17 protein-coding genes, 2 pseudogenes and 1 other annotated feature are annotated in these 22,372 nt (G+C 68.7%); of the genes and pseudogenes, 4 read left to right on the top strand and 15 right to left on the bottom strand.

Annotated features, from left to right (window positions below):
- Positions 1-34: 34 nt before the first annotated feature.
- Positions 35-1,870 (top strand): AMP-dependent synthetase/ligase, encoded by a 1,836-nt coding sequence (locus tag ABIB16_RS02175; RefSeq protein ID WP_354436024.1) that lies wholly within the window; start codon positions 35-37, stop codon positions 1,868-1,870.
- Between the two features lie 61 nt (positions 1,871-1,931).
- Here the strand turns inward: ABIB16_RS02175 and ABIB16_RS02170 are convergent, their stop codons facing one another.
- The 15 genes and pseudogenes from ABIB16_RS02170 to ABIB16_RS02100 form a co-directional block, all read right to left on the bottom strand.
- Positions 1,932-3,395: a mycothione reductase gene (locus tag ABIB16_RS02170; RefSeq protein ID WP_311795402.1), complete on the bottom strand. Its 1,464-nt coding sequence runs from the start codon at positions 3,393-3,395 to the stop codon at positions 1,932-1,934.
- An 82-nt stretch (positions 3,396-3,477) separates the two neighbouring features.
- Positions 3,478-6,996, bottom strand: coding sequence for a pyruvate carboxylase (locus ABIB16_RS02165; protein ID WP_354436023.1), 3,519 nt, complete (start codon positions 6,994-6,996; stop codon positions 3,478-3,480).
- 111 nt (positions 6,997-7,107) lie between these two features.
- Entirely contained in the window at positions 7,108-7,671 is a 564-nt protein-coding gene (locus ABIB16_RS02160; protein WP_354436022.1) for a MerR family transcriptional regulator, read from the bottom strand.
- Positions 7,672-7,882: 211 nt separating this feature from the next.
- On the bottom strand, positions 7,883-8,398 hold the full coding sequence (locus tag ABIB16_RS02155) for a bifunctional nuclease family protein (protein WP_002854604.1): 516 nt from the start codon (positions 8,396-8,398) through the stop codon (positions 7,883-7,885).
- A complete protein-coding gene (ftsR, locus tag ABIB16_RS02150; RefSeq protein ID WP_354436021.1) occupies positions 8,391-9,134 on the bottom strand; it encodes a transcriptional regulator FtsR in 744 nt (247 codons plus the stop codon). The genes ABIB16_RS02155 and ftsR overlap by 8 nt, the downstream gene beginning before the upstream one ends.
- A 12-nt stretch (positions 9,135-9,146) precedes the next feature.
- Positions 9,147-9,572, bottom strand: coding sequence for an FHA domain-containing protein (locus ABIB16_RS02145; RefSeq protein WP_002854606.1), 426 nt, complete (start codon positions 9,570-9,572; stop codon positions 9,147-9,149).
- 101 nt (positions 9,573-9,673) lie between these two features.
- Positions 9,674-10,060, bottom strand: a complete 387-nt coding sequence (gene gcvH, locus ABIB16_RS02140) for a glycine cleavage system protein GcvH (protein WP_002854607.1) — start codon at positions 10,058-10,060, stop codon at positions 9,674-9,676.
- 85 nt (positions 10,061-10,145) lie between these two features.
- Complete coding sequence (locus ABIB16_RS02135) at positions 10,146-11,681, bottom strand: peptide MFS transporter (RefSeq protein ID WP_036316670.1); 1,536 nt, start codon at positions 11,679-11,681, stop codon at positions 10,146-10,148.
- An 86-nt stretch (positions 11,682-11,767) separates the two neighbouring features.
- Positions 11,768-12,774: pseudogene (locus ABIB16_RS02130) on the bottom strand (IS481 family transposase).
- Positions 12,775-12,887: 113 nt separating this feature from the next.
- On the bottom strand, positions 12,888-13,175 hold the full coding sequence (locus ABIB16_RS02125) for an AAA family ATPase (RefSeq protein WP_070709233.1): 288 nt from the start codon (positions 13,173-13,175) through the stop codon (positions 12,888-12,890).
- Complete coding sequence (locus ABIB16_RS02120) at positions 13,172-14,341, bottom strand: AAA family ATPase (RefSeq protein WP_070709235.1); 1,170 nt, start codon at positions 14,339-14,341, stop codon at positions 13,172-13,174. Before ABIB16_RS02120 ends, ABIB16_RS02125 begins: the two co-directional genes overlap by 4 nt.
- Positions 14,331-15,104 carry a DUF6414 family protein gene (locus ABIB16_RS02115; protein ID WP_102708633.1) on the bottom strand — a complete coding sequence of 258 codons (774 nt, stop codon included), beginning with the start codon at positions 15,102-15,104 and terminating at the stop codon, positions 14,331-14,333. The genes ABIB16_RS02120 and ABIB16_RS02115 overlap by 11 nt, the downstream gene beginning before the upstream one ends.
- Positions 15,104-17,884, bottom strand: coding sequence for a restriction endonuclease (locus ABIB16_RS02110; RefSeq protein WP_222120925.1), 2,781 nt, complete (start codon positions 17,882-17,884; stop codon positions 15,104-15,106). Before ABIB16_RS02110 ends, ABIB16_RS02115 begins: the two co-directional genes overlap by 1 nt.
- Complete coding sequence (locus ABIB16_RS02105; protein ID WP_144823909.1) at positions 17,868-19,847, bottom strand: DNA methyltransferase; 1,980 nt, start codon at positions 19,845-19,847, stop codon at positions 17,868-17,870. The genes ABIB16_RS02110 and ABIB16_RS02105 overlap by 17 nt, the downstream gene beginning before the upstream one ends.
- A gap of 267 nt (positions 19,848-20,114) precedes the next feature.
- Positions 20,115-20,684 carry a hypothetical protein gene (locus ABIB16_RS02100; protein ID WP_144823908.1) on the bottom strand — a complete coding sequence of 190 codons (570 nt, stop codon included), beginning with the start codon at positions 20,682-20,684 and terminating at the stop codon, positions 20,115-20,117.
- Between the two features lie 9 nt (positions 20,685-20,693).
- Between ABIB16_RS02100 and ABIB16_RS02095 the strand changes: the two genes are divergently transcribed.
- The 3 genes and pseudogenes from ABIB16_RS02095 to ABIB16_RS02085 all read left to right on the top strand — a co-directional run.
- Positions 20,694-21,026, top strand: a complete 333-nt coding sequence (locus ABIB16_RS02095) for a DUF3024 domain-containing protein (RefSeq protein ID WP_036315702.1) — start codon at positions 20,694-20,696, stop codon at positions 21,024-21,026.
- 44 nt (positions 21,027-21,070) lie between these two features.
- The gene (locus tag ABIB16_RS02090; protein ID WP_010078466.1) at positions 21,071-21,268 is read left to right on the top strand and encodes a hypothetical protein; all 198 of its coding nucleotides are present in this window, start codon (positions 21,071-21,073) and stop codon (positions 21,266-21,268) included.
- A gap of 59 nt (positions 21,269-21,327) precedes the next feature.
- Positions 21,328-22,277: pseudogene (locus ABIB16_RS02085) on the top strand (IS3 family transposase); the annotation flags it as partial.
- Positions 21,627-21,761: a sequence feature (AL1L pseudoknot), on the top strand. It overlaps the preceding pseudogene by 135 nt.
- Positions 22,278-22,372: the final 95 nt, after the last annotated feature.

The following is a 22,372-nucleotide window of genomic DNA, read 5'->3' as shown; positions in this document are numbered from 1 at the left end:
GTCGGCGGGACCGACCCGACGCCCGAGGAGTCCCATGCACGAGATCAGCGAGCCGTACCACCCCCGCCTGTCCCCGGAGGCGAACATCACGGACTTCCTGGAACGCCAGGCCACGGAGCGTCCCGACCACGGCCTCTTCGCGGTGCCCGACGCGCAGGACCAGTGGACGGACGTCTCCGCCCGGGACGCCCGCGAACGCGTGCGGGCCCTGGCCAAGGGGCTCATCGCCGCCGGGATCCAGCCCGGGGAGACGGTCGGTCTCCTGGCCTCCACCCGCCTGGAGTGGACACTGGTCGACTTCGCCATCTGGTATGCCGGCGCGGCCACCGTGCCCGTGTACGAGACCTCCTCCGTCAGCCAGGTGTCCTGGATCATCGAGGACTCGGACGTGCGCGCCGTCGTGACCGGGAACGAGGACCTCGCCAAGACGGTGCGGGACGCGGTGCAGCGCGAGGGCCTGCCGGAGCTGATCGGCCTGTGGACGATGGACCCGGCCGACGGCGCCCCCGGCTCCGGCCTCGAGGCGCTCGTCGCCCTGGGCGCGGACGTCACCGATGAGGAGCTCGAGACGCGCCGGTCCTCCGCCGGCCTGGCCGACCTGGCGACCATCATCTACACCTCCGGCACCACGGGCCGGCCCAAGGGCTGCGAGCTCACGCACGAGAACTTCGCGGAGCTCGTCAACCAGACCCTGTCCTCCTCGCTCGGCGACGTCGTCCGCGAGGACACCTCCACCGTGCTGTTCATCCCCCTGGCGCACGTGTTCGCGCGCTTCGTCTCGGTGCTCACCGTCGCCGCGGGCGCACGCTGCGGGCACGTCTCGGACATCAAGCGGCTCTCGGTCTCGCTGCAGACCTTCCAGCCGAGCTTCGTGCTGGCCGTGCCGCGCGTGTTCGAGAAGATCTACAACGCGGCGCTGCTCAACGCGCAGAGCGGCGGCAAGGAGAAGATCTTCCGCCGTGGCGCGGACGTGGCGATCCGCTGGTCCCGGGCGCTGGACTCGGGCCAGATGACGGCGCCCCTGCGGCTGCAGCGCGCGTTCTACTCCGCGCTGGTCTACCGCCGGATCCGGACGGCCATGGGCGGCCGGCTCGCGTACGCGGTCTCCGGCGGCGGCCCCCTCTCCACCGACCTGGCGCACTTCTTCCGCGGCGTGGGCGTGACCATCCTCGAGGGCTACGGCCTCACCGAGACGACGGCCCCCATCACCGTGGGCCGGCCGGACCGGCTGAAGATCGGCACGGTCGGACACCCCCTCGGCGGCAACCAGGTGCGGATCGCCGAGGACGGCGAGATCCTCACGCGCGGCACGTCGCTGATGCGCGGCTACCACAACCGGCCGGAGGCGAACGAGGAGGCCTTCGAAGACGGCTGGTTCCGCACCGGCGACCTCGGGGCCCTGGACGACGACGGCTTCCTCACGATCACCGGCCGCAAGAAGGAGCTGCTGGTGACGGCCGGCGGCAAGAACGTGGCACCGGCGATGCTCGAGGACGCGATCCGCAGCGACGCGCTCGTCTCCCAGGTGATGGTGGTCGGCGACGGCAAGCCCTTCATCGCGGCGATCGTCACCCTCGACACCGACACCCTGCCCGCGTGGCTCGCCGCGAACGGGCTGCCGAAGGACCTCGACGTCGCTGCGGCCGCACGCGAGGACGCGGTGCGCCGTCACATCCAGGAGGCCGTGGACAAGGCCAACAGCCTGGTCTCGCGCGCCGAGGGGATCCGGGAGTTCCGCATCCTCGACCGCGACTTCTCCCTGGAGGAGGGCCATGTGACCCCGTCCCTGAAGATGCGCCGGTCGGCGATCATGAAGGACTTCGCCGCGCAGATCGCGGACATCTACGGGGAGCCCGCCCCGCAGAACTGAACGCCCCTCGACGACGGCGCCCGGCCCCCGCGGCCGGGCGTCGTCGTCCCCGCGGGTCCGGTCAGAGCAGGCCGGAGTCCGGCACGTCCAGGCCCAGCAGCGCGTTCTCGACGACCTCGGTGAGGGCCGGGTGGGGCCAGTACTGGCCCCGCGCGAGCCGGTGGGCGTCGATGCCGAACGCCATGCCGGTCACGAGCGGCTGGATGAGGTTCGCGGCCTCGTGCCCCAGGATGTGCCCGCCCAGGATCCGTCCCGTGGCCTTCTCCGCGACGACGGTGCACACGCCCTCGGTGTCCTCCATGGCCCAGCCGTAGGCGACGTCCCCGAAGGACTGGGTCTTCACCGTGATCGCGTCCGCGCCGTAGTCGGCGAGCGCCTGTTCCACCGTGAGCCCGACGGAGGCCGCCTGCGGATGGGTGAACACGGCCGCCGGCACGGGGCCGAGCGTGTTGGCGCGGAGGTCGTCCGGATGCTCCAGGTTGTGCGCGATGACGCGGGCCTCGTGGTTGGCCACGTGCTTGAGCTGCCACGTGTTGGCGACATCCCCGAGCACGTAGACCCCCTCCACCGGAGCACCGTCGGAGAGCGCGCGCTGGTGCTGGTCGCTGGCCAGGACGCCGCCGTCGGTGACGTCCAGTCCCGCGGCGGCGGGGTCGAGGCGGTCCGTGTTGGGCGTCCGGCCGACCGCGATCAGCACCGCGTCCGCCTCGATGGCCTCCTCCACGATGCCGGTCTGCTCCTGGCCCTCCGCGCGATCCAGGTGCACCCGGACCCAGCCGTCCGCGGCCCGCTCGGCGTCCTCGACCGGTTCGATCCCGGCCAGGGTCCACCCCGTGCGCAGGTCCCACCGTCGGGCAGCGATCTTCGTGAACGTCGTGGACACGGACATGTCGTGCTGCTTGAGCAGCCGGTGGCCGCGGTTGACCTGGACGACCTCGGTCCCCAGCCCGGCGAAGACGGAGGCGAACTCGCAGGCGATGAACCCGCCGCCCACCACGAGCAGCCGCCGCGGTAGCCGATCCATCCGCATGACGGTGTCCGAGGTGTGCACCGACGGCAGGTCCAGGCCCGGGATCGCCGGGAGGGTGGGCCGAGACCCCGCGGCGACCACCACCTGGTCCGCCGTGATCTCCCGGCCCGAGGCGGTGCGCACGCGGCGGGGGCCGACGAAGCGGACCTCCTCCTGGATCACGCTCGTGTAGTCCAGATCGTCCCGGCGGTAGCGGAGCCCGTCGCGGCTGATGCCGTCGATGCGCGTGAAGATGCGGTCCCGGATGGCCGGGAAGTCGGCGCCCGTGAACTCCAGCCCCACCCCGAGGCTCCGAGCCTCGGGGGGCAGCGCGGCCAGGCCGGCCGGGTAGGCGTACATCTTGGTGGGGATGCAGCCGACGTTCAGGCAGGTGCCGCCGAACGTGCCGGAGTCGGCGATCACGACGCTCCGGCCCTTCCAGTGTTCGTTGATCAGGGAGTTCCCCGATCCGGAGCCGATGATGAGCAGGTCGTGGTGTTCCGCAGAGGTGGCCATGCCTCCCAGGATAGGCACGGGCCCGGACGCGGTGGCGTCCGGGCCCGTGGGGCGGCCCGCCGGCGGCGGGCTCACGCGGGGCTCACTCGATCACGAGCAGCAGGTCTCCGCCGTTGACGGGCGTGACGCCCTCCGTGACCACGCGGCGCACGGTGCCCGCAGCCTGGGCCGTGATCGTGGCCTCCATCTTCATCGCCTCGATCGTGGCCACCGCCTGGCCGACCTCGACGGCGTCGCCCTCGGCCACCTGGACGGTGACCGAGCCCGCGAACGGGGCGGCGACGTGGCCGGGGGTGCCGGGGTCCGCCTTCTCCGCGGTCCGCACGGTGGACTCGATCGAGCGGTCCCGGACGGTCATCTGGCGCAGCTGGCCGTTCAGGGTGACCATCACCGTGCGCATGCCCTTCTCGTCCGGCTCGGAGACGGACATGAGGGTGGCGAGCAGCCGGACACCGCGTCCGAGCGAGATGACGTGCTCACGCCCGGGGACGAGGCCGTAGAGGAAGTCGCGGGTGTGCAGGGTGACGGTGTCCCCGAACTCCTCGCGGTGCGCCTCGAACTCCTTCGTGGGGCCGGGGAAGAGCAGGCGGTTCAGCACCGCGCGGCGGGTCTGTCCGGCCTCGGCGAGGGCGCTCGAGTCCTCCGCGGAGATCTCCACCATGCCCGCGCCCTCGCGGCGACCCTGGAGGGCCTTGGTCCGGAAGGGCTCCGGCCAGCCGCCGGGCGGGTCGCCGAGCTCGCCGCGCAGGAAGCCGATCACGGAGTCCGGGATGTCGAACTCCTGCGGACGCTCCGCGAACTCCTTCGGGTCCACGCCGGAACCGACCAGCTGCAGCGCCAGATCGCCCACCACCTTGGAGGACGGGGTGACCTTGACGAGGTGGCCGAGCAGGTCGTCGGCCGCGGCGTACATCGACTCGATGGCCTCGAACCGCTCCCCCAGGCCGAGGGCGATCGCCTGCGTGCGCAGGTTGGACAGCTGGCCGCCCGGGATCTCGTGGTGGTACACGCGGCCGGTCGGGGCGGGCAGCCCCGCCTCGAAGGGCGCGTACGCCGAGCGGACGGACTCCCAGTAGGGCTCCATCGCGGTGGCGGCCTCGAGGCCGAGACCGGTGTCCCGCTCCGTGTGCTCGAGCGCCGCGACCAGGGCGGACAGCGGCACCTGGCTCGTGGTGCCCGCCATGGACGCGGTGGCCGCGTCGACGGCGTCCACACCGGCCTCCGCCGCCGCGAGCAGGGTGGCCAGCTGGCCGCCGGCGGTGTCGTGCGTGTGCAGGTGCACGGGCAGATCGAACTCGGCGCGCAGGGCGGTGACGAGCTCGCGCGCGGCGGCGGGCCGCAGCAGGCCGGCCATGTCCTTGATCGCCAGGACGTGGGCGCCGGCGTCGACCATCCGGCGGGCGAGGCCCAGGTAGTAGTCGAGCGTGTAGAGCGTCTCCTTCGGATCCGTCATGTTGCCCGTGTAGCACAGGGCCGCCTCGGCCACGGCGGTGCCCGTGGCACGCACCGCCTCGATGGCCGGGGTGATCTGCTCGACGTCGTTGAGGGCGTCGAAGATGCGGAACACGTCGACGCCGGACGCCGCGGCCTCGGCCACGAACGCGTCCGTCACCTCGGTGGGGTACGGCGTGTAGCCCACCGTGTTGCGGCCGCGCAGCAGCATCTGGATCGGGATGTTCGGCAGCTCCGCGCGCAGCAGCTCGAGGCGCTGCCACGGGTCCTCGTGGAGGAAGCGCAGCGCGACGTCGTACGTCGCCCCGCCCCAGGCCTCCACCGAGAGCAGCCCCGGCAGGGTGTGCGCCACGGCGGGGGCGGCGGCCAGGAGGTCGCGGGTGCGGACGCGGGTGGCCAGCAGGGACTGGTGGGCGTCGCGGAACGTGGTGTCCGTGACGGCCAGCGCGGTCTGCTCGCGCAGGGTGCGGGCGAAGCCCTCGGGGCCCTGCTCCAGCAGCACCTGATGCCAGCCGTGCGGGGGCGCCGCGTCCTCGTTCCGGCTCGGGCCGTCGAAGGGCGAGCGGTCCGGCTCCTGGTGCTTGTCGCCCGGGTGCTCCGGGAGGCGGTCGCGGGGGTCGATGCCCTCGATGCGCGGGCCGTGCGGCTGGTTGACCGTGACGTCCACGAGGTACTGCAGGGCCTTGGAGCCGCGGTCCTGGGAGCGGTTCACCGTGGCCAGCTCGGGGTGCTTGTCGATGAAGTCCGTGGCGACGTCGCCGCTGACGAACTGCGGGTCGTCCATCACGTTCATCAGGAACGGGATGTTGGTGGCCACGCCGCGCACGCGGAACTCGGCCAGGGCGCGGCGCACGCGGCGCACGGCCGTGGCGTAGTCGCGTCCGCGGCAGGTGAGCTTGACCAGCATGGAGTCGAAGTGAGGGCTGATCTCCGCACCGGCGTAGATGGTGCCGCCGTCGAGGCGCACACCGGAGCCGCCGGCCGAGCGGTAGGCGGTGATGGTGCCGGTGTCCGGGCGGAAGCCGTTGGCCGGGTCCTCGGTGGTGATGCGGCACTGGATGGCGAAGCCGCGGACCTGGAGGGCGTCCTGGGTGATGCCCAGCTCGGGCAGGGTGGCGCCGGCGGCGATGCGCAGCTGCGCGCCCACCAGGTCCACGTCCGTGACCTCCTCGGTCACGGTGTGCTCCACCTGGATGCGGGGGTTCATCTCGATGAACACGTGCTGGCCCGCACGCTCGCCCGCCGTGTCCACGAGGAACTCGACGGTGCCCGCGTTGACGTACCCCATCTCCTTGGCGAAGGCGACGGCGTCCCGGTGCAGGGCCTGCCGGATCTCCTCGTCCAGGTTCGGAGCCGGGGCCATCTCGATGACCTTCTGGTGGCGGCGCTGGAGCGAGCAGTCCCGCTCGAAGAGGTGCACGACGTTGCCCTCGCCGTCGGCGAGGATCTGCACCTCGATGTGCCGCGGCCGCAGGACGGCCTGCTCGAGGAACACGGTGGGGTCGCCGAAGGCGGTGTCCGCCTCGCGCATCGCGGCCTCGAGGGAGCCGCGCAGGTCCTCGCGGCGCTCGACGCGGCGCATGCCGCGGCCACCGCCGCCGGCGACGGCCTTGACGAAGATGGGGAAGCCGATCTCCTCGGCCTGCTCCAGGAGCCACTCGACGTCGGCGCTCGGGTCCGAGGAGGCCAGGGTGGGGATGCCCGCGCGCTTGGCCGCGCGCAGGGCCTCGACCTTGTTGCCGGTCAGCTCGAGGACGTCGGCGGGCGGGCCGACGAAGGTGATCCCGTTCTCGGCCGCGGCGCGGGCCAGGCCGGCGTTCTCCGACAGGAAGCCGTAGCCCGGGTAGATCGCGTCGGCCCCCGCGTCTTTCGCCACGCGGATGATCTCGTCCACGTCGAGGTAGGCGCGCACGGGGTGGCCCTCCTCGCCGATGCGGTAGGCCTCGTCCGCCTTCTGGCGGTGGATCGAATTGCGGTCCTCGTAGGGGAAGACGGCGACGGTGCGGGCGCCCAGCTCGTAGCAGGCGCGGAAGGCACGGACGGCGATCTCGCCGCGGTTGGCCACCAAGACCTTGGAGAAGACGGCGCCGGCTCCGGTCGACCCGGCCGCGTCCTCTGGAGGGGTGAAGTTCTCGACAGGTGCGGTCATGGTTGGGAGTGTGTCACACCGCGCCGGAGTTCCACCTCGTGTCGCGCACACTCACCGCTGCGAGACGAAAGATGACTGACTCGGCCCTCCGGGGCGCCCCGCGGTGGAGGGTCAGGCGGAGCGGCGGGCCTGACGCCGCCCGGCCAGCTCGTCCCCCGGCTCGGGGGCGCCGACCACGCTCTCGCGGGGCAGCTCGGCGAGGCTGCCCTCGACCTCGCGCCACACGCGGCCGACGGCGATCCCGAAGACGCCCTGGCCGCCCTGGACGAGGTCCACGACCTCGTCCGCCGAGGTGCACTCGTACACCGAGGCGCCGTCGCTCATCAGGGTGATCTGCGCCAGGTCCTCGACACCCCGCTCGCGCAGGTGGCCCACGGCGGTGCGGATCTGCTGGAGCGAGACGCCGGTGTCCAGGAGGCGCTTGACCACCTTGAGGACGAGGATGTCGCGGAACGAGTAGAGCCGCTGGGAGCCGGAGCCGGTGGCGCTGCGGACCGTGGGGACCACGAGGTCCGTGCGGGCCCAGTAGTCGAGCTGGCGATAGGTGATGCCGGCGGCCTTGCACGCGGTGGGACCGCGGAAGCCGACGTCGTCGCCCCGGGTCGCGCCCTCGTCGAAGAGCGTGCCCTGGGTGCCGAGCGCGGGGGGCCGGCCAGGACCTGCAGTGGGTGTCACGGGGAACCTCCTGGTGCGGGGCCCCCGGTGCGGGAAGGGGACGCGACCGTCATGTGCCGCCGGTGACCGTGGCGGCGCTCCCCGGTGACCGTGGGGAGGACGACGGAGGCGCCCCGGGTGGCGGGGCCCTCTTCCCCTCGAAGGTACGCGCGGGTCCGGGGGCGGTCAACGAAGCTTGCGGCGAGGCCGCGCCGTGTCGCGCCGGCTCCGCTCAGGCGAAGTCCTCGGGGCGCACCGTGTCCAGGAAGTCGCGGAAGTCCTCGACGGCGCGCTCCTGGCCGGCGTCCTCCTCCCCCGTCCGCGCCGGCATGCCGGCGTCCGCGAGCACGGCGGGGCTGCCGAGCACGGGGGCGTCGGCGCGCAGGGCGACCACGACGGCGTCCGACGCGCGGGCGTCGACCCGGGCGCCCGTGGAGAGCACGAGCTCGGCGTGCACGACCTCGTCCCGGACCTCGGTGAGCCGCACCCGCACGACCTCGGCGCCCAGGGCGTCGACGGCGGCCAGGAGCAGCTCATGGGTGAGGGGCCGGGGTGCGCGGACGCCCTCGAGCGCGAGCGCGGCGGCGGCGGCTTCGGGCGCGCCCACCCACAGCGGGACCATCGTGCGGCCGGGCGGATCCACCAGCAGGATCACGTGGTGCTGCTCGGGCAGCTCGACGCGTACGCCGAGCACGGAGAGCGGCACGTCGCCGACGTCGTCGGCGGGCACGGGGCGCGGCTCAGTCATCCCACTGCTCCAGCCCCTCGGCCACGAGGGCCGCATGCAGCCGCAGGCTGGCCTGCGCGATCTCGCGTGCCGAGCGGGCCACGCGGGGGCGGGTGCCGGCGTCGCGGCGGGCCTGCAGCGGGGCGACGGCGCGCTCCACCAGGCCCAGCTCGCGGTCGGCGGCGGCCCGCAGCGGGCGCAGATGCCGCGGCTCCAGGCCGTGGCCCGCGAGCACGACGGCGGCCCGGGCCACGTCCATCGCGTGGCTCGGGTAGCCGCCGTCGGGATCGACGGGCAGGAGCGAGTACTGGTCCAGCTCGGCCAGCAGCTCCTCGCCCGCACCGGATTCGGCGGCGAGCTCGGCGCGGGTCCACGACCGGCGGCCCCCGGCGACCTCGCGGCCGAGCCGCTCCGCGTCCGAGGACGCCGGGACCGCCGCGGTTCCGGGCAGGCCGGTGGGGCGTTGACCGCGGTCCAGCGCGGCCAGGTGGTCGGCGATCACCTTGAGCGGCAGGAAGTGGTCGCGCTGCAGGGCGAGGACGAACCGGAGCCGGTCCACGTCCTCGGGCCGGAAGCGCCGGTAGCCGGCGCTGGTCCGCTCGGGCAGCACGAGGCCGCGGTCCTCCAGGAAGCGCACCTTGGACGCGGTGACGCCGGGGAATTCGACTTCGAGGGAGGCTACGACCTCGCCGATGCCCAGCCGGCCCGCAGGGCGGGCGGTGGGGACGGCGTCGGGGCGCGGGCGCGGATCGGTCACGAGGATGACGGCTCAGCCCCGCGCCGGCCCGGCGTAGTACGTGAGCCGGTACTTGCCGATCTGCACGTGCATCCCGGAGCGCAGCAGGATCTCGTCCACGCGGTCGTGGTTCACGAAGGTGCCGTTGAGGGAGTTCAGGTCCACGAGCCGGTGGCCGCCGTCCTCGGCCCGGAACTCCGCGTGACGACGGGAGACGGTGACGTCGTCGAGGAAGATGTCCGCGTCCGGGTGGCGCCCCACGGAGACCACGTCCTCGTCCAGCAGGAAGCGGGCCGACTGGTCCGGGCCCTCGTGGGCGAGCAGCAGCGCGGAACCGGCCGGGAGGGCGCGGATCGCGTCCGACTCCTCACGGGTGAGGTCCGCCGAGACCAGCGGCGCCAGCTCGGTGAGGTTGATGGCGGAGGTGGACAGGTCCGGTTCACGTCCGGGCTGGTTCATGGGGTGCTCCTGTGCGGGGGCCGGCGCCGCGGCGCCGGAGGGAGAGACGAAGGGGACGCCGTCGCCCCGCCGGCCGGCGGCGGGGCGACGGCGGACGGGGCTCAGCTGGTGTGCGAGGCGTAGCCCTCGGCGTCCATGAGGCCCTCGAGCTGGGCCTCGTCCGCGAGGGTGATCTCGAACAGCCAGCCGCCCTCGTAGGGGGCGGAGTTGACCAGGCCGGGCTCGCCGTCGAGCTCGTCGTTGACGGCGGCCACGGTGCCGGAGACCGGGGCGTAGATGTCCGAGACGGACTTCGTGGACTCGACCTCGCCCACCGCGGTGCCCGCGGTGACCTCGGTGCCGACCTCCGGCAGGTCCACGTACACGACGTCACCCAGCGCATCCTGGGCGAAGTCGGTGATGCCCACGCGGACCGTGCCGGCGGCACCGGCCTCGGCGATCCACTCGTGCTCGGCGGAGTACTTCAGGCCTTCGGGGATGGAGCTCATGGAGTGCGCGTCCTTTGTGTGGTCGGGAGGGATGACGTCGTCTCGCAGACTACCGAGCGGCGCGTGATTCGCGCCACTGGCGTGCTCAGAGCACGCCGCGCATGCCGCGACGCACCGGCTTGGCGATGGCCAGCACGATCAGGCCCACGCCGAGGGTGACCGCACCGATCGTGCCGAAGTAGCCCACCTCGTTCTGCTCCGAGTAGGAGCCGGCCAGGGAGCCGGCCAGGGCCGTGCCCAGGGCGACGGACAGGTTGTACAGCGACACCATCATCACCGGGAAGCTGCGCGGGGCGACCTTGGTGGCCAGGGAGAGGCCCACCGGGGAGACGAGCAGCTCGCCCATGGTGCAGACGAAGAGGATCAGCGTCAGCCACAGCAGCGGCACGGCGGCGACGTCGGCCACCGGGATGAACAGCAGGAAGGCGATGCCGATCAGGACGATGCCGATGCCGAACTTCACCGGGGTGGCGGGCTGGCGGGTGCCCAGCTTGGTCCACAGCGCGGCGAACACCGGGGCGAACACGATGATGAAGATCGGGTTGATGGAGTTGACCCACTCCATGGGCATGAGCCAGCCGAACAGGTTCCGGTCGAGGCGGTGCTCGGAGTACAGCGCGATCACGGTGAACTGCTGCTGGAAGAGGGCGAAGAACACGGACGTGCCGATGAACAGCGGGATGAACGCCTTCACGCGCGAGCGCTCCTCCTCCGAGACCTTCGTCGAGGTCAGCAGGACCGCGAAGATCGCGATGGCCGCGACGGCGGCGAGCACGACGACGGCGTCGGAGAGGTTGTCCAGGGTGATGACGTCCGTGAGGAACAGGGCCACGACGACGGCGACCATCCCCAGGCCGATCAGGCCCCAGCGGCCGTACTGCGACCGCGGCAGCGGATCCGGGACCCGGTGCACGTCCGTGGGCAGGTTCTTGCGGGTCAGGGCGTACTGCGTCAGGCCGATGGCCATGCCGGCGGCGGCGAGGCCGAAGCCCACGTGGAAGCCCATCGTGTCGCGTGCCAGGCCGGTGAGCAGCGGGCCGAAGAGGGCGCCGATGTTCACGCCCATGTAGAAGATGGAGAAGCCGGCATCGCGCTTGGGGTCCTCGCGGGAGTACAGGGAGCCGACGAGGTTCGTGGCGTTGGCCTTGAGGCCGCCCGAACCGACGGCGACGAGCACGAGGCCCAGGGTCAGGCCCGGGACGCCCGGGACGAGGGCCAGCGCGATGTGGCCCAACATGATCCCGACGGCGCTGACGAACATGGTGCGCTCGGAACCGAGCAGGCGGTCGGCGACCCAGCCGCCGAGGATGCAGAACACGTACACCATGCCGCCGTAGGCGCCGACGATGCCCGTGGCCACGGCCGGGTCGATCCCGAGGCCGCCCTCCGCGGCGGTCCAGGACATGTAGTACACGAGCATGGCCTGCATGCCGTAGAAGGAGAAGCGCTCCCACAGCTCCACGGAGAACAGGTTCGCCAGCGGGCCGGGCTGGCCGAGGAACGGGCGGCCGCGCCAGTCGGGGGTGGCGTCGTCGGGACGGGTGGCCGTCGACGCCGCCACGCGGGCGGACGGCTCGACGTCGGGCACGCGGCCCGCGAGAGGATTCTGGGGATTTTCCACCGATCTACTGTCCTCCCCTGAGGGAGCCAGAGCAAACTCCCCGCCCGATGACGCCGATCACATCCGCGGCCCGGGCGGCGTCCGTCCTAGATGTAAGAGGTCATGACGTTGTTGACTCGGGCCGGTGCCAGTGAGGCCGGCGGGGCGTTCCCGCAGGAGGTATGAGGCCGATGATAGTTGTAGTGGTTCACCCACACGGCCAGCGCCTCACGCCGAGCTGTCTCTGAGGTATACGGGCGGGCGTAGAGGACCTCATCGACCATCAGCCGGTTGTACCGTTCGACCTTCCCGTTATGGCGGGGCGTGTATGGGCGGATCCGGTGGTGCCGGCCCCCGAGCGAGACCACCTTCGCGGTGAACTCCGCAGCCCGATAGTTGTTCCCGTTGTCCGTGACCACCCGGTCCACGGTGATGCCGTGGGCGGCGAAGAACGCCCGCGCCCGGCAGAAGAACCCGATCGTGGTCACCGTCCGCTCATCCTCCAACGCCTCGGTGTAGGCCAGGCGGGTGAACCCGTCGATCGCCGAGTGCAGGTAGGTGTAGCCGACCCGTCGGCCAGGCCCGCGCTTGGCTGCTCGCGCGTTCTCGGAGTCCCGTCCGTGAGCACGCCAGCCGCCCCCGTCAGGGATGCGCCCGATCTTCTTCACGTCCAGGTGCACCATGTGCCCCGGGCCGCGGGCGGTGATCTTCTGTGGTCGTTGGCGCAGGTCCTCACCCGTGGGCGCGAGGTCTGGCAACCGGGAGATGCCAGCCGGTGCAGCCACCTGCCCACCGTTCGGAGGCACACCCGGTGGCCCTCGGAGACGAGGTGGTGATGGATCCGGCGGGCCGACCACTTCTCCCTGCGACGCAGGGTCTGGATCTGAGCCACCACCTCGGGGTCGAGCTGGGCAGGTGAACGGCGCGGACGGCTGGGCCGGTCGAGCAGCCCGGCCTCGCCCTCGGCGCGGTAGCGGGCCACCCAGGTGGCCACCGTGGGGCGGCTGACGCGGAACTCGGCGGCCACGTGTGCCTGCGGGATCCCGTCGTGCAGGTGGCGGTGGACCATCCTGAGACGGCCGGTGGGGGTCAGGGGTGCATTAGCGTGAGTCATGAGTGGGTCTTCTCGGGCAGGTCGGTGGTGTAGGAACTTCCATCCTGCGGGAGAGGCCCACTCGTCTCATCTCAGCCCGGCCCTCGTGCCAAGAACCTCATGACCCACAACAGCTAGAAGAACCGGCGTAGTTGCTCGTCCGAAAGGTCGGTGAGAACCGCGCGAAAGCGAATCTCGCGTGGACCACCCTCGTCGCCAAGGTAGGCGCCGTGGGAGAAATCGTGTTCGTCGATAACCGGGCGGCGGTAGAGGCGCTCCGGGCCCAAGACCAGTTCCAATGCCTCACACACTGTGGACTTCCCGATGTTGTTTCCGCCGACCAGCAAGGTGCGCTGCTGGAAGACCACGCGTCCCTTTGTGATGCCGCGGAAGTTCTCGATCTCAAGCTGTCTGACCCTCATGCCGCGGTCTCCTCGTCACCGGAGACAGCTGCCCCGCTGGGATTGGCTGCTTCATTTAGCACGGCGCGCACCAACACCAGCGAGATGACCTCGTCGGCCAGCTTGCCGAGCTTGCGCACGTTGCCGCCCTTATCAGCCAGCGGATACAGGGTGCCCTTGATGGTCTCGGGTTCCAGTCGCGCTCGTTCGTCGGGCGCGAGCTTGGATACGCGGTCGTCAACAAGTCGGTCGATGACCTGACGGATCTCTTTTTTGGAGAGCGGCTTGAAGTGAACCAAGGAGTCGAATCGCGAGTAGAGGGCGTCGCCAAGAGCCTTGCGGATCTCGTCCTCGGTGCCGTAGTTCGAGGTGCAGATAATCAAGGACGGGCCGAGCTCGATGCTGTAGTTCTTGTCCTCAAACGCGCCACCGTCGAACAGCTGGTAGAAGGCGCTGTGGAAGACCGAGTTCGCTTTGTCGAACTCGTCGATCAGGATGACACCGGACTCGCGGTCGAGTAGGTCGCGCGCGAAGGATGCCTCGGAGTGCGTCCCGCCGAACAGGTACGACGCGAACTTTTCATTGTGGAACATGGAGAACTGTTTGCGCAGCAGCGTGCCCCCGAGCAGCCCGTTGACGAACTGCGCAGTCTCGGTCTTGCCGACACCGGACGGGCCGTAAAACATCAGGACGACTGGCTTCGTCAGCCGTGCCGTGGTCAGTGGGTACAGCGCTGCGAGCAGCGCCTCCTTCACTGCGGCCTGACCCACGAGATGTCCGGCGAAGCCGTCGCGGAAACGAACGAGAGTGTCCCGCGTCACCGCCGGGTACTCATAGCGCTTCACCTCGGTTGTGAACGCTCGCTCAAGCTGTGAGTGAACGAGGGCAGGCGGGTTGTGCAGGTGAAGGTGCTCGGGGTTGATCGACCGTACGAGGCCGGCGAAGTTCGTGATGACGTGCTCGTTCAAGCTGGCGTAGTCGCTCGATTCGGCTGCCACCCGCTTCGGCCTCGGCGCGGGCTCCTCGGACGGCGCCTCCTGGCCTTCAACTACATGGGTATGCCGCCGGTTGGCTTCGTCGCGCTCATAGACGATGTCGAGAAGACCCGTGCGCTTCTTCTTCCCAAGTTGGTCTTCGAACCACGACAGCGGGCCGTAGTAGATGGTGACCGTCGTATCACGCGGCATGCTCAACTCCCGCGAGGATCACGTCGTAGACATCCAGGAGATCGTCGCTCTGCGTGTCTATACCGTCGACGAGTTCGACGGCCGTGACGGGCGTGCCGCCCAGGCTGCCAGACATCTCGGCCTCCATGCTGAGCGCATGCTCCGGCGTCTGTCCGACGAGCACTCCGTGGAAGACGAGGCGCATGCGTCCGAGATCGGTGAGTCCGTAGTTGTTTCGGAACGCCTTGAGGTTGAAGCGCAGTACGCGCTTGGTGTCGTCAGCGCCCTCGCCAAGTAGTTCGTAGTAGCCCTTGGCGCCGACGAGCACTTCGTCCATCCGTGCCAAGTCGACTGGAATGTCGTCCATCTTGAGCATGACCATGTAAGGCGTGAACATCTTCACGTACGCCATCGAGTCCTTTGGTGCCGTCACCCGAAGGTCTCGCAGCTGCACTACCCGAGAATCGCCATCTGCCTTGGATAGGTAGTCGGTCAGGATCGTGTTCGACAACGTCTTGCTGAGGATGCTCTTACCAGCCGCGGACGCGCCGGCACCAGCGCTCAGCTCGCCCGAGGCTCCGAGGAAGGGCAGCCAACTCAGCTTCGCCATCAGGCCAGCCTCGACCTTGGCATGAGTTTCCTTCGACCGCTCCTGAACCTGTTCGCTCGTGGAGGCTGTCTTGCCTCCAGCGGAGATGTCGAGATAGTCCGAGGCTGTCTCCTCATCAAAGTAGATGACCTTGATCATCGATGCACTTGCGTCATCTCTGCGGTTGCCGGCCATTAGTCATCGCCTCCGGCTCCGCCGATCAGCAGTCCGTGTTTGTCGGTTGTGAAGTTGTAATCGACCGGCCCGAGCGGTGCGGCGTCGAAGTGGTGCTCGGCGAAGCGGATGCGCATCGCCTCGTCCCAGTCGAGGTCGTCGAGATTACGGGTGTCCTTGGTCTCGCGGACAAGGTAGAGCCGCTGAGCGCCGTTCTCGTCGTAGACGATGGCCCAGTCCGGCGAGTATTCACCGACAGGCGTGCGGACGCGGAAGCGGCGCGGCAGCTTGGTGAACAGTTTGACGTGCTCGCGGTTGTTCTCGAGCTGTGCGGCGAAGGCGCGTTCGACGTGGCTGTCGTAGTCGACGTGGTCGTAGAGGTTCACGCCGCCCTCGGGCGCGGCGATGACGCCGTTCTTCGGGTCTGGGTTGCCGGGCAGCGGCTGAGGCGGGTTCTTGGACTCGACCTCGAGGAACACGACCTCGGCATCCCACCAGTCCGTCTCGTCGATGGGTTCGTAGCTGATGCCCCGCACCATCTGCTCGATAGCTTCGATCCGGATGGCGTTCGCCACGATCCGTGCCCAGCGGTCGGGATCGTCGAGGACGTGACGTGCGTAGTCGCGGTCGGGATAGTTCAGGATCTCGCGCACGATCCCAGCCAGGGTCGGGCGGGTGAGCTGGAGGGGGAACTTGCCGTACTGCAGCTGATCCTCGATGAGCTGCACGACGTCAGGAAGGCGCTGGCCTACGACGACGATACGCTCACCACGGGACTCTGCAACGGCGGAGTCCGCCGTGATGACGTGTCCCTCGTCGTCGTAGACGAGATCGGCGGACTGCACCACGTTGGCGCGCCGCTCGATGAACTCGAGGTCAGCCAGATGCTCGGACGCCGCCACCACGATGCGGAGTGCGTCCGGATCGACGGTGACGCGGTAGCGCGCTTTGTAGCGAATACGCTTCCACAGTTCAGCGAACTCGGGGCTCTCGAACAGGGCAGGGCGCCTGCGGACGACGACCTCATTGTCGGCGTTGTCGACCTCGGGGCCGGCCTCGCCGGAGCCACCACCCGAGGCTACGTACTCGGCATTCAGACCGTCGCGGAACTCCGTGAAGGACTCGTCGACGATGAGCGTCAGCCTGTTGATCGCCGGGTCCATCACGCGGTGACCGTTCTGGTCCACCGGCAGACGCAGGCCACGGCCGATCTGCTGTCGACGCTCCAGCTCGGAGCGCGTGTGACGCAGGAACCCGACCTGGAAGACGTTCGGGTTATCCCAGCCCTCCTTGAGCGCAGAGTGGGAGAAGATGAACGCGCGCGGGTTGGCGCGGTCGAGAATGAGCTCCTTGTTCGCGATGATCTCCTGGTACGCCCGCGCCTCCAGCTCGGCGTCCGATGCACGCCCCGATGTGTCCTTCAGGATGCCCGTTTTGGTAGACGGGAAGTAGGCGACCCGCAGCTCGGCAGGGTCAGGCATCTCGCTCTCGGAATTGCCTGCCCGGAGCCACTCCTCACGGAACAGCTCGTCGAACATCGCAGGCAGCACCGCCTCGTCACCGGCGTAGTCAGCCACACGCTCGACGAAGAATAGCGACAGCACCTTGATGCCACGGTTCATCGAGTCGATCTGCCCCTGCCGAGCCAGGTGCGTTCGGATGGTATGGCGGATCTGATCACGCCAGACAGCCTCGGAATCCACGCCGGTCTCAGTCCCGGCCTGCACGACGAGCTTGTTCTCGAAGATCACCCGGTCGGGTTTACGTTCGATGCTCTCGACCACCAACCCGCGATACTGCGGCAGTTTGCCGGACTCCTCGAACAGGTCGGTGCCGTTCTGCAGCACCACCGGCACCCGCTTGCCACCGGCCTTGTGGATGACCGCCTCTGCCATCAGGCGCTTGCGGACGCTCCGAAGCTTGTCGAGGCGCACGTACGGCTTGCCATCCTCGCCGGCGACGATTCCCTTGACCGATACCCGCTTGACCAGACCAGCCTCGGCGGCCTGCTTCGGGCCGAGCCTGTGCACGAGGTTGAACGACTCCTTGTGCGTTGCGCTGTAGCGCAGCGCCACCAGCGGGTTCAGTGTGGCAATCGCCTGACGGCGCAGCGGCGTCGCCATATTCTGCGGCTCATCGATCAGGACGACGGGGCGAGCCTTCGCGATCTGCTGCACACCGCTCAGCGAGTCGCCCCACAGCTGCGGCTGCTCAGCACTGGCATACAGCGTGTTCTTCTCCGGCTTGTCGAGCGCCTGCACGCTGGCAACTAGGAACTGCACCGTGCCCGACGGTTCGGTGAAGTCGTTCAGTGCCGAATTCTCGCCCAGCACACCCCACTTGTACGGGACGCCGGGATACTTCAGCCGGAAGTGCTCCTCGGTCTGCTCGAACGTCTTCACCACGCCCGCACGAATCGCGATCGAGTGAACCAGGATGACGAACTTCCGCAGCCCATACAGCTCCGCCAGACGCAGCGCCGTCGAGATGTAGACGTATGTCTTACCCGTGCCGGTCTCCATCTCGACCGAGAAGTTCGGGAACTCGCGCTCCGCGCCCTCGAGATCCGTCTCCGCAAGCAGCTCGAGCTGGGCCTGCGGTTCAACAGCCTCACGGGTGGTGATCGTCCTCAGGTTGTCGGTAAGAACGGAGCGTTCCAGCGTGAAGCCCGCGTGACCATCCGCGCCAGGTGCCTGCCCAGCAAGCGCATCGCGCGGCGGCACCAGGGCACCCTCAAACAGGTCGACCACCGCGGAGACGGCGGCCGACTGGTGCGGCTGATCATCAAAGCGAAACTTCACGAGGCACCCGCTCCAGAAGAATCAGCTTTGACTGCAACCGCGGCGCCAACGTCAGCGTCACCGAGTCCTCGACCTGGTCACCACGAAGGATCAGGGTGTCGTCATCACTCAAGGCAAGCGCATCGGCCGTGGCTAGCGAGAACGCATCGAGCGAGATCAGGAGACGTCCTGTGGACGCATTGCCCACGGCAGGCGTGAACTCGTAGACGACCAAGCCGTCCGCCTCATGCGTCGTCACGCGCGTATCGAGCCTCGTTCCCGTGGCCTTGAGCGCCACCTCCCACGCAACGTCGAGCGGCTTCGCACCATCAACCACCGGAGCGCCCGCCGTGTGGTCGAGCACCTGCGTCAGGTAGCTCTGCCCGGTCATCTCCGGAAGCGCGAACAGCGGCTTGTCGATGACGAGGTTCGTCGGACGCGTGCGGAAGATCCGGAAGCCCAGCTGTGGCGCATCGAGCGTCTCCTGTTGCAGGGAGGCCGCCGCACGGCGCAGTCGCTCCGCCGTCACCTCGAAGATCGTCTCGTACCCGGCAGCCAGCGCGTTCTTGCCCGACTCCTCGGACGCATCAGGCTTCTCGGGGACCTGCACCAGAATCCAGTGCCGCGTCTTGCCGTCTTTCGGGTTCTGCTCCCACACTGCCTGGCCCGTCGAACCGGATCCCGCGAAGAAGTCAAGGATCAGGTCGCCGTCGTCGGTGATGGCGTGGAACAGGCGGGCGAGCACTTCCGTGTCCTTCGGGTAGTCGAACACGGTTGTTCCCATGCGCTCGTCTAGCGCCTTCGATGCGGCACGGCGATCCTTATAGAAGACGGACGCGGGTGCCCACTCCTCATGCTCATGCAAGTAGGACTTGAGCTGAAGGCGTCCGCCCTCCTTCTTGGGATAGACGATGCGATCGTCATCGGCGAACGCCTCCATCTTCTCCCGTCCGTAGGCCCAGCCATTCGCGTGCGGTTCGTGACCGCGGAATGTGTAGACGAGATTGGCCCTCGGGTTCGGGCTTCTTAGATCTGACGCGAAGTAGACACCTCGAGCATCAATCACGCGATAGTGCTTGTGCGCTTTTGCGGGGGCTTCGTCAGGCAGTGAGTTGTACCAGGCCTGTAGCGCCGCCGTTGCCGCCTCATAATCTGTACCGTGAACAGCGCGTAGCTCTTTGACCTTCCCGTAAATCTCGTCGAGACCGGCCTTGCGCTCACGCCAGCGCGCGTCCTGTTCGCGCAGATAGGTGTGGTCACGCGCGTAGGCCACTACGTAGTCGTGTCCAACGGAGATCTGACGAGCATCGTTCTTACGGCCGCCATTCCAGATGAAGTTGCCGACGAAGTTCTCTCCGCCAAATACGGCATCGAGCAGCAGCCGCAGGTGGTGGACCTCGTTGTCATCAATGGAAACGAGGATCACGCCGTCGCGGCGCAGCAGGTGACGCGCGAGCGCCAGACGCGGGAACATCATGGTCAGCCACGGCGCATGCTTGCGCCCGCCGGTCTCGATCCGGCTGGTGGTGGCGTTGCCCTGGTCATCAACCTGACCGGTCTCCTCGAGGTACTGCCGCTCGGGCACCGCGAAGTCGTCGTTGTAGGTGAACGTGTCGCCGGTGTTGTAGGGCGGGTCGATGTAGATCAGCTTGACGGCTCGCGAGTAGCCGTTCTTCAGGAGTTTGAGCACCTGAAGGTTGTCGCCCTCGATCAGGACGTCCCGGGCATCCGACCAACGCAGCGAGGCGTCCTCATCAGGCACCAGCGTTGCGGTGGTGGGCACGCGTGCGTCCTGGCGTGCTCGCTCGATGCCTGGCCAGGTGAAGGAGAAGGCGGGCTTCGAGTCACCGTCAAGACCGAGCGCCCCGAGCAACGCATCCCGATCGAGCTCACCGTCGAGGAAAGCACTGGGCACCAGGTCACGGAGTTGAGCGAGCAACTCTTGGTGCAGGTCTCGGGTCTCGTCCGGCACCGACGGGGTCATCGCGTGGCCTCCTGACGGCGGACGTCACGGTTACACGCTGTACTGCTGGGGCCGTGCGACCGCCTGGTGCTGAACGATGTCATGCTGTACTGGTTCTCCTCCGCGCTGACGCGCGACTTAAGTTGTGCTCTCGGGGGCGTGTCTTACCGTACCGACGGCCACCGACAGACGGGGTGGAGCGCGCCGGAGCGGGGCGACGATGGTTGCCGGAACCGGGAGCCATACCGGCTCGACCGAACGTTGCGACCTGTCCTCATTATCTCATGATCAGGACTTTTCGCGAAGAGCTCTGCGTCGCACGCGCCTCGGCCAGGGCGCCAGCGTCGCCATCTCGTCGACCAGTAGCAGATCCCAGCGATCCTCGTAGCGTTCGAACGTGGAGAGCAGCACCCGTGACCGCTCCACTGGTGCGTTCCGCTTGCCCGGTTCGATCCCGGGTTCGGTGAGCCAGTTCATGTGCTCGATCCATGCGGCGGCGGCGACGTGCGAGCGGGGAACGACGAAGTTGCGTGGCGGCAGGGCGAGGTCATGCGACACAGCCACCATGACGTAGTACTCCCGCTGGTGCTGGCTCGGCCCCTGCGACTTCGATCCGAGCGGCCAGCTGATCGACCTCCACGCCGACCCACGCGCCGTCTTCACCTGGATCTCGACCATCCGACGGTTATCCGGGTCGGCAAGCACGGCGAGGATGTCTGTGCGTTCCAGACCGTCATGAGTCAGTGCCGGCGCCCAGCCACGTCGGGCCAGCTCCGCCGCAACGTGATGCTCCCCGATGGTCTTCGTCTGCTTGGTATCCGCCACAGCTTCGAGGCTACCGAGGAGATCGGACAGCATAATGGACGTATGGCTATGCCCGAGACCGACCTGCTGCGCATCGGCCGCTGGTGCCGTGAACGCGTGCCCGAGCACCTGTGGGATCAGGTGAGAGTAGAAGCCGAGATCGCCGACCGGCACGTCACGATCATCGAGACGCGGCCGCCGTGGGACGGGCAGGGCGACTGGACGCGGTTCCCGGTCGCGCGCCTGCGATACACCGTCAAGACCGGCCAGTGGAGCATCTACTGGCGTGACCGGCACATGAAGTTCCACGAGTACACGAAGAGGCGCCCGACGAAGAACGTCCAGAGTCTGCTCGACTACATCGGCAGCCACCAGGATCCGATCTTCTGGGGCTGAGAGCTCCCACGGCCGTGTCGGTACTCACCGCTACGGTCGGGAGTATGAGCGAAGAGCAATGGGATGAAGCGGCCTTCCGCGCATCGATCCCGGCCGCGCGCGAGAAGGTTGAGTTTGCCGCAAGGTTCTGCGAGATCGGCCCCTCACAGCCCCGCTGGGATAGTCACCGTCCCGTCGTCGAGTTGATCTTCTATCTCTGCAAGCTCGACTACGACATCAAGGTGCTCCTGCTGCCTTCCTGACCGATTGAAGCGCCCTGGGTTTGTTGGAGGCTCCTGACCTTGGAAACGAGGATGGAGTTATGCCGAAAGAGCAGACAGCGGGGAAGCCGACGACGCGTCGGTATTCGCCGGAGGAGAAGGCCGCGGCGGTCCGGATGGTGAGGACGCTGCGTGCCGAGCTGGGGACCGAGCATGGGACCGTCAATCGGGTCGCGACGCAGCTCGGGTACGGGGTCGAGTCCGTGCGGATGTGGGTCAAGCAAGCCGACATCGACGACGGCGTCACCTCTGGCGTGAGCAGCGCTGAGGCGCGGCGGGTGCGTGAACTGGAGCAGGAAGTCCGGGAGTTGCGGCGGGCCAACGAGGTCCTCAAGCGTGCTGCGTCTTTCTTCGGGGCGGAGCTCGACCGCCACTACCGGAAGTAGTCGCGTTCATCGACGCGAACAAGGATGACCTGGTCGACGCTCGCCGGCTCGGAGTCGAGCTCATCTGCAGGCTGCTGCAGGTGGCTCCGAGCAGCTACTACGCCGCCAAGACCCGCGCCCCCTCGGCTCGCGCGGTGCGGGACGAGGAGCTGATCCCGCAGCTGGTCGAGCTCTAGGAGACGAACTACCGCGTCTACGGGGTCAGAAAGCTCTGGAAGACCGCGCGTCGCGCCGGGATCGACATCGGCCGAGATCAGACGGGCCGGCTCATGCGCGCCGCAGGGATTAAGGGCGCGACCAGGTCGAAGCGGGTGAAGACGACCCGGCCAGATCCGACCGCGGCGCGGCACCCGGACCTCGTGAAGCGGGAGTTCACCGCGCCTGCCCCGAACCGGCTCTGGGTCACCGACCTGACGTTCGTGCCGACGTGGGCCGGCGTCGCGTACGTCTGCTTCATCGTCGACGCGTTCTCCCGGATGATCGTAGGGTGGCGGTGCGCGTCACACATGCGCACCGAGATGGTCCTCGACGCGATCGAGATGGCCCGCTGGTCCCGCGGCGCTCGCCACGAGGACCTGCGCTGTCACAGCGACGCGGGGTCTCAAGGTGGATTCAATCGGTCGTCGCAACACCCTCTCGGAATCACTGGAGGTATGGGCGATGGCAAGCAAGGACTGGGCGAGGAAGATCAGTGACGTGC

The organism is Micrococcus sp. UYEF5, assembly GCF_040546065.1.
GTDB lineage: Bacteria > Actinomycetota > Actinomycetes > Actinomycetales > Micrococcaceae > Micrococcus > Micrococcus luteus.
Note: the sequence above shows the minus strand (reverse complement) of the source record. Positions and strands in the feature narration are given on the sequence as shown.

Coding starts and splice junctions, on each gene's coding strand:
- ABIB16_RS02145 (WP_002854606.1), bottom strand. CDS start 9,572: ATGAACCAGCCCGGACGTGAACCGGACCTGTCCACCTCCGCCATCAAC.
- ABIB16_RS02105 (WP_144823909.1), bottom strand. CDS start 19,847: ATGACCCCGTCGGTGCCGGACGAGACCCGAGACCTGCACCAAGAGTTG.
- ABIB16_RS02165 (WP_354436023.1), bottom strand. CDS start 6,996: ATGACCGCACCTGTCGAGAACTTCACCCCTCCAGAGGACGCGGCCGGG.
- ABIB16_RS02090 (WP_010078466.1), top strand. CDS start 21,071: ATGAGCGAAGAGCAATGGGATGAAGCGGCCTTCCGCGCATCGATCCCG.
- ABIB16_RS02125 (WP_070709233.1), bottom strand. CDS start 13,175: ATGAGGGTCAGACAGCTTGAGATCGAGAACTTCCGCGGCATCACAAAG.
- ABIB16_RS02155 (WP_002854604.1), bottom strand. CDS start 8,398: ATGACTGAGCCGCGCCCCGTGCCCGCCGACGACGTCGGCGACGTGCCG.
- ABIB16_RS02175 (WP_354436024.1), top strand. CDS start 35: ATGCACGAGATCAGCGAGCCGTACCACCCCCGCCTGTCCCCGGAGGCG.
- ABIB16_RS02100 (WP_144823908.1), bottom strand. CDS start 20,684: ATGCTGTCCGATCTCCTCGGTAGCCTCGAAGCTGTGGCGGATACCAAG.
- ABIB16_RS02115 (WP_102708633.1), bottom strand. CDS start 15,104: ATGGCCGGCAACCGCAGAGATGACGCAAGTGCATCGATGATCAAGGTC.
- ABIB16_RS02095 (WP_036315702.1), top strand. CDS start 20,694: ATGGCTATGCCCGAGACCGACCTGCTGCGCATCGGCCGCTGGTGCCGT.
- gcvH (WP_002854607.1), bottom strand. CDS start 10,060: ATGAGCTCCATCCCCGAAGGCCTGAAGTACTCCGCCGAGCACGAGTGG.
- ABIB16_RS02120 (WP_070709235.1), bottom strand. CDS start 14,341: ATGCCGCGTGATACGACGGTCACCATCTACTACGGCCCGCTGTCGTGG.
- ABIB16_RS02170 (WP_311795402.1), bottom strand. CDS start 3,395: ATGGCCACCTCTGCGGAACACCACGACCTGCTCATCATCGGCTCCGGA.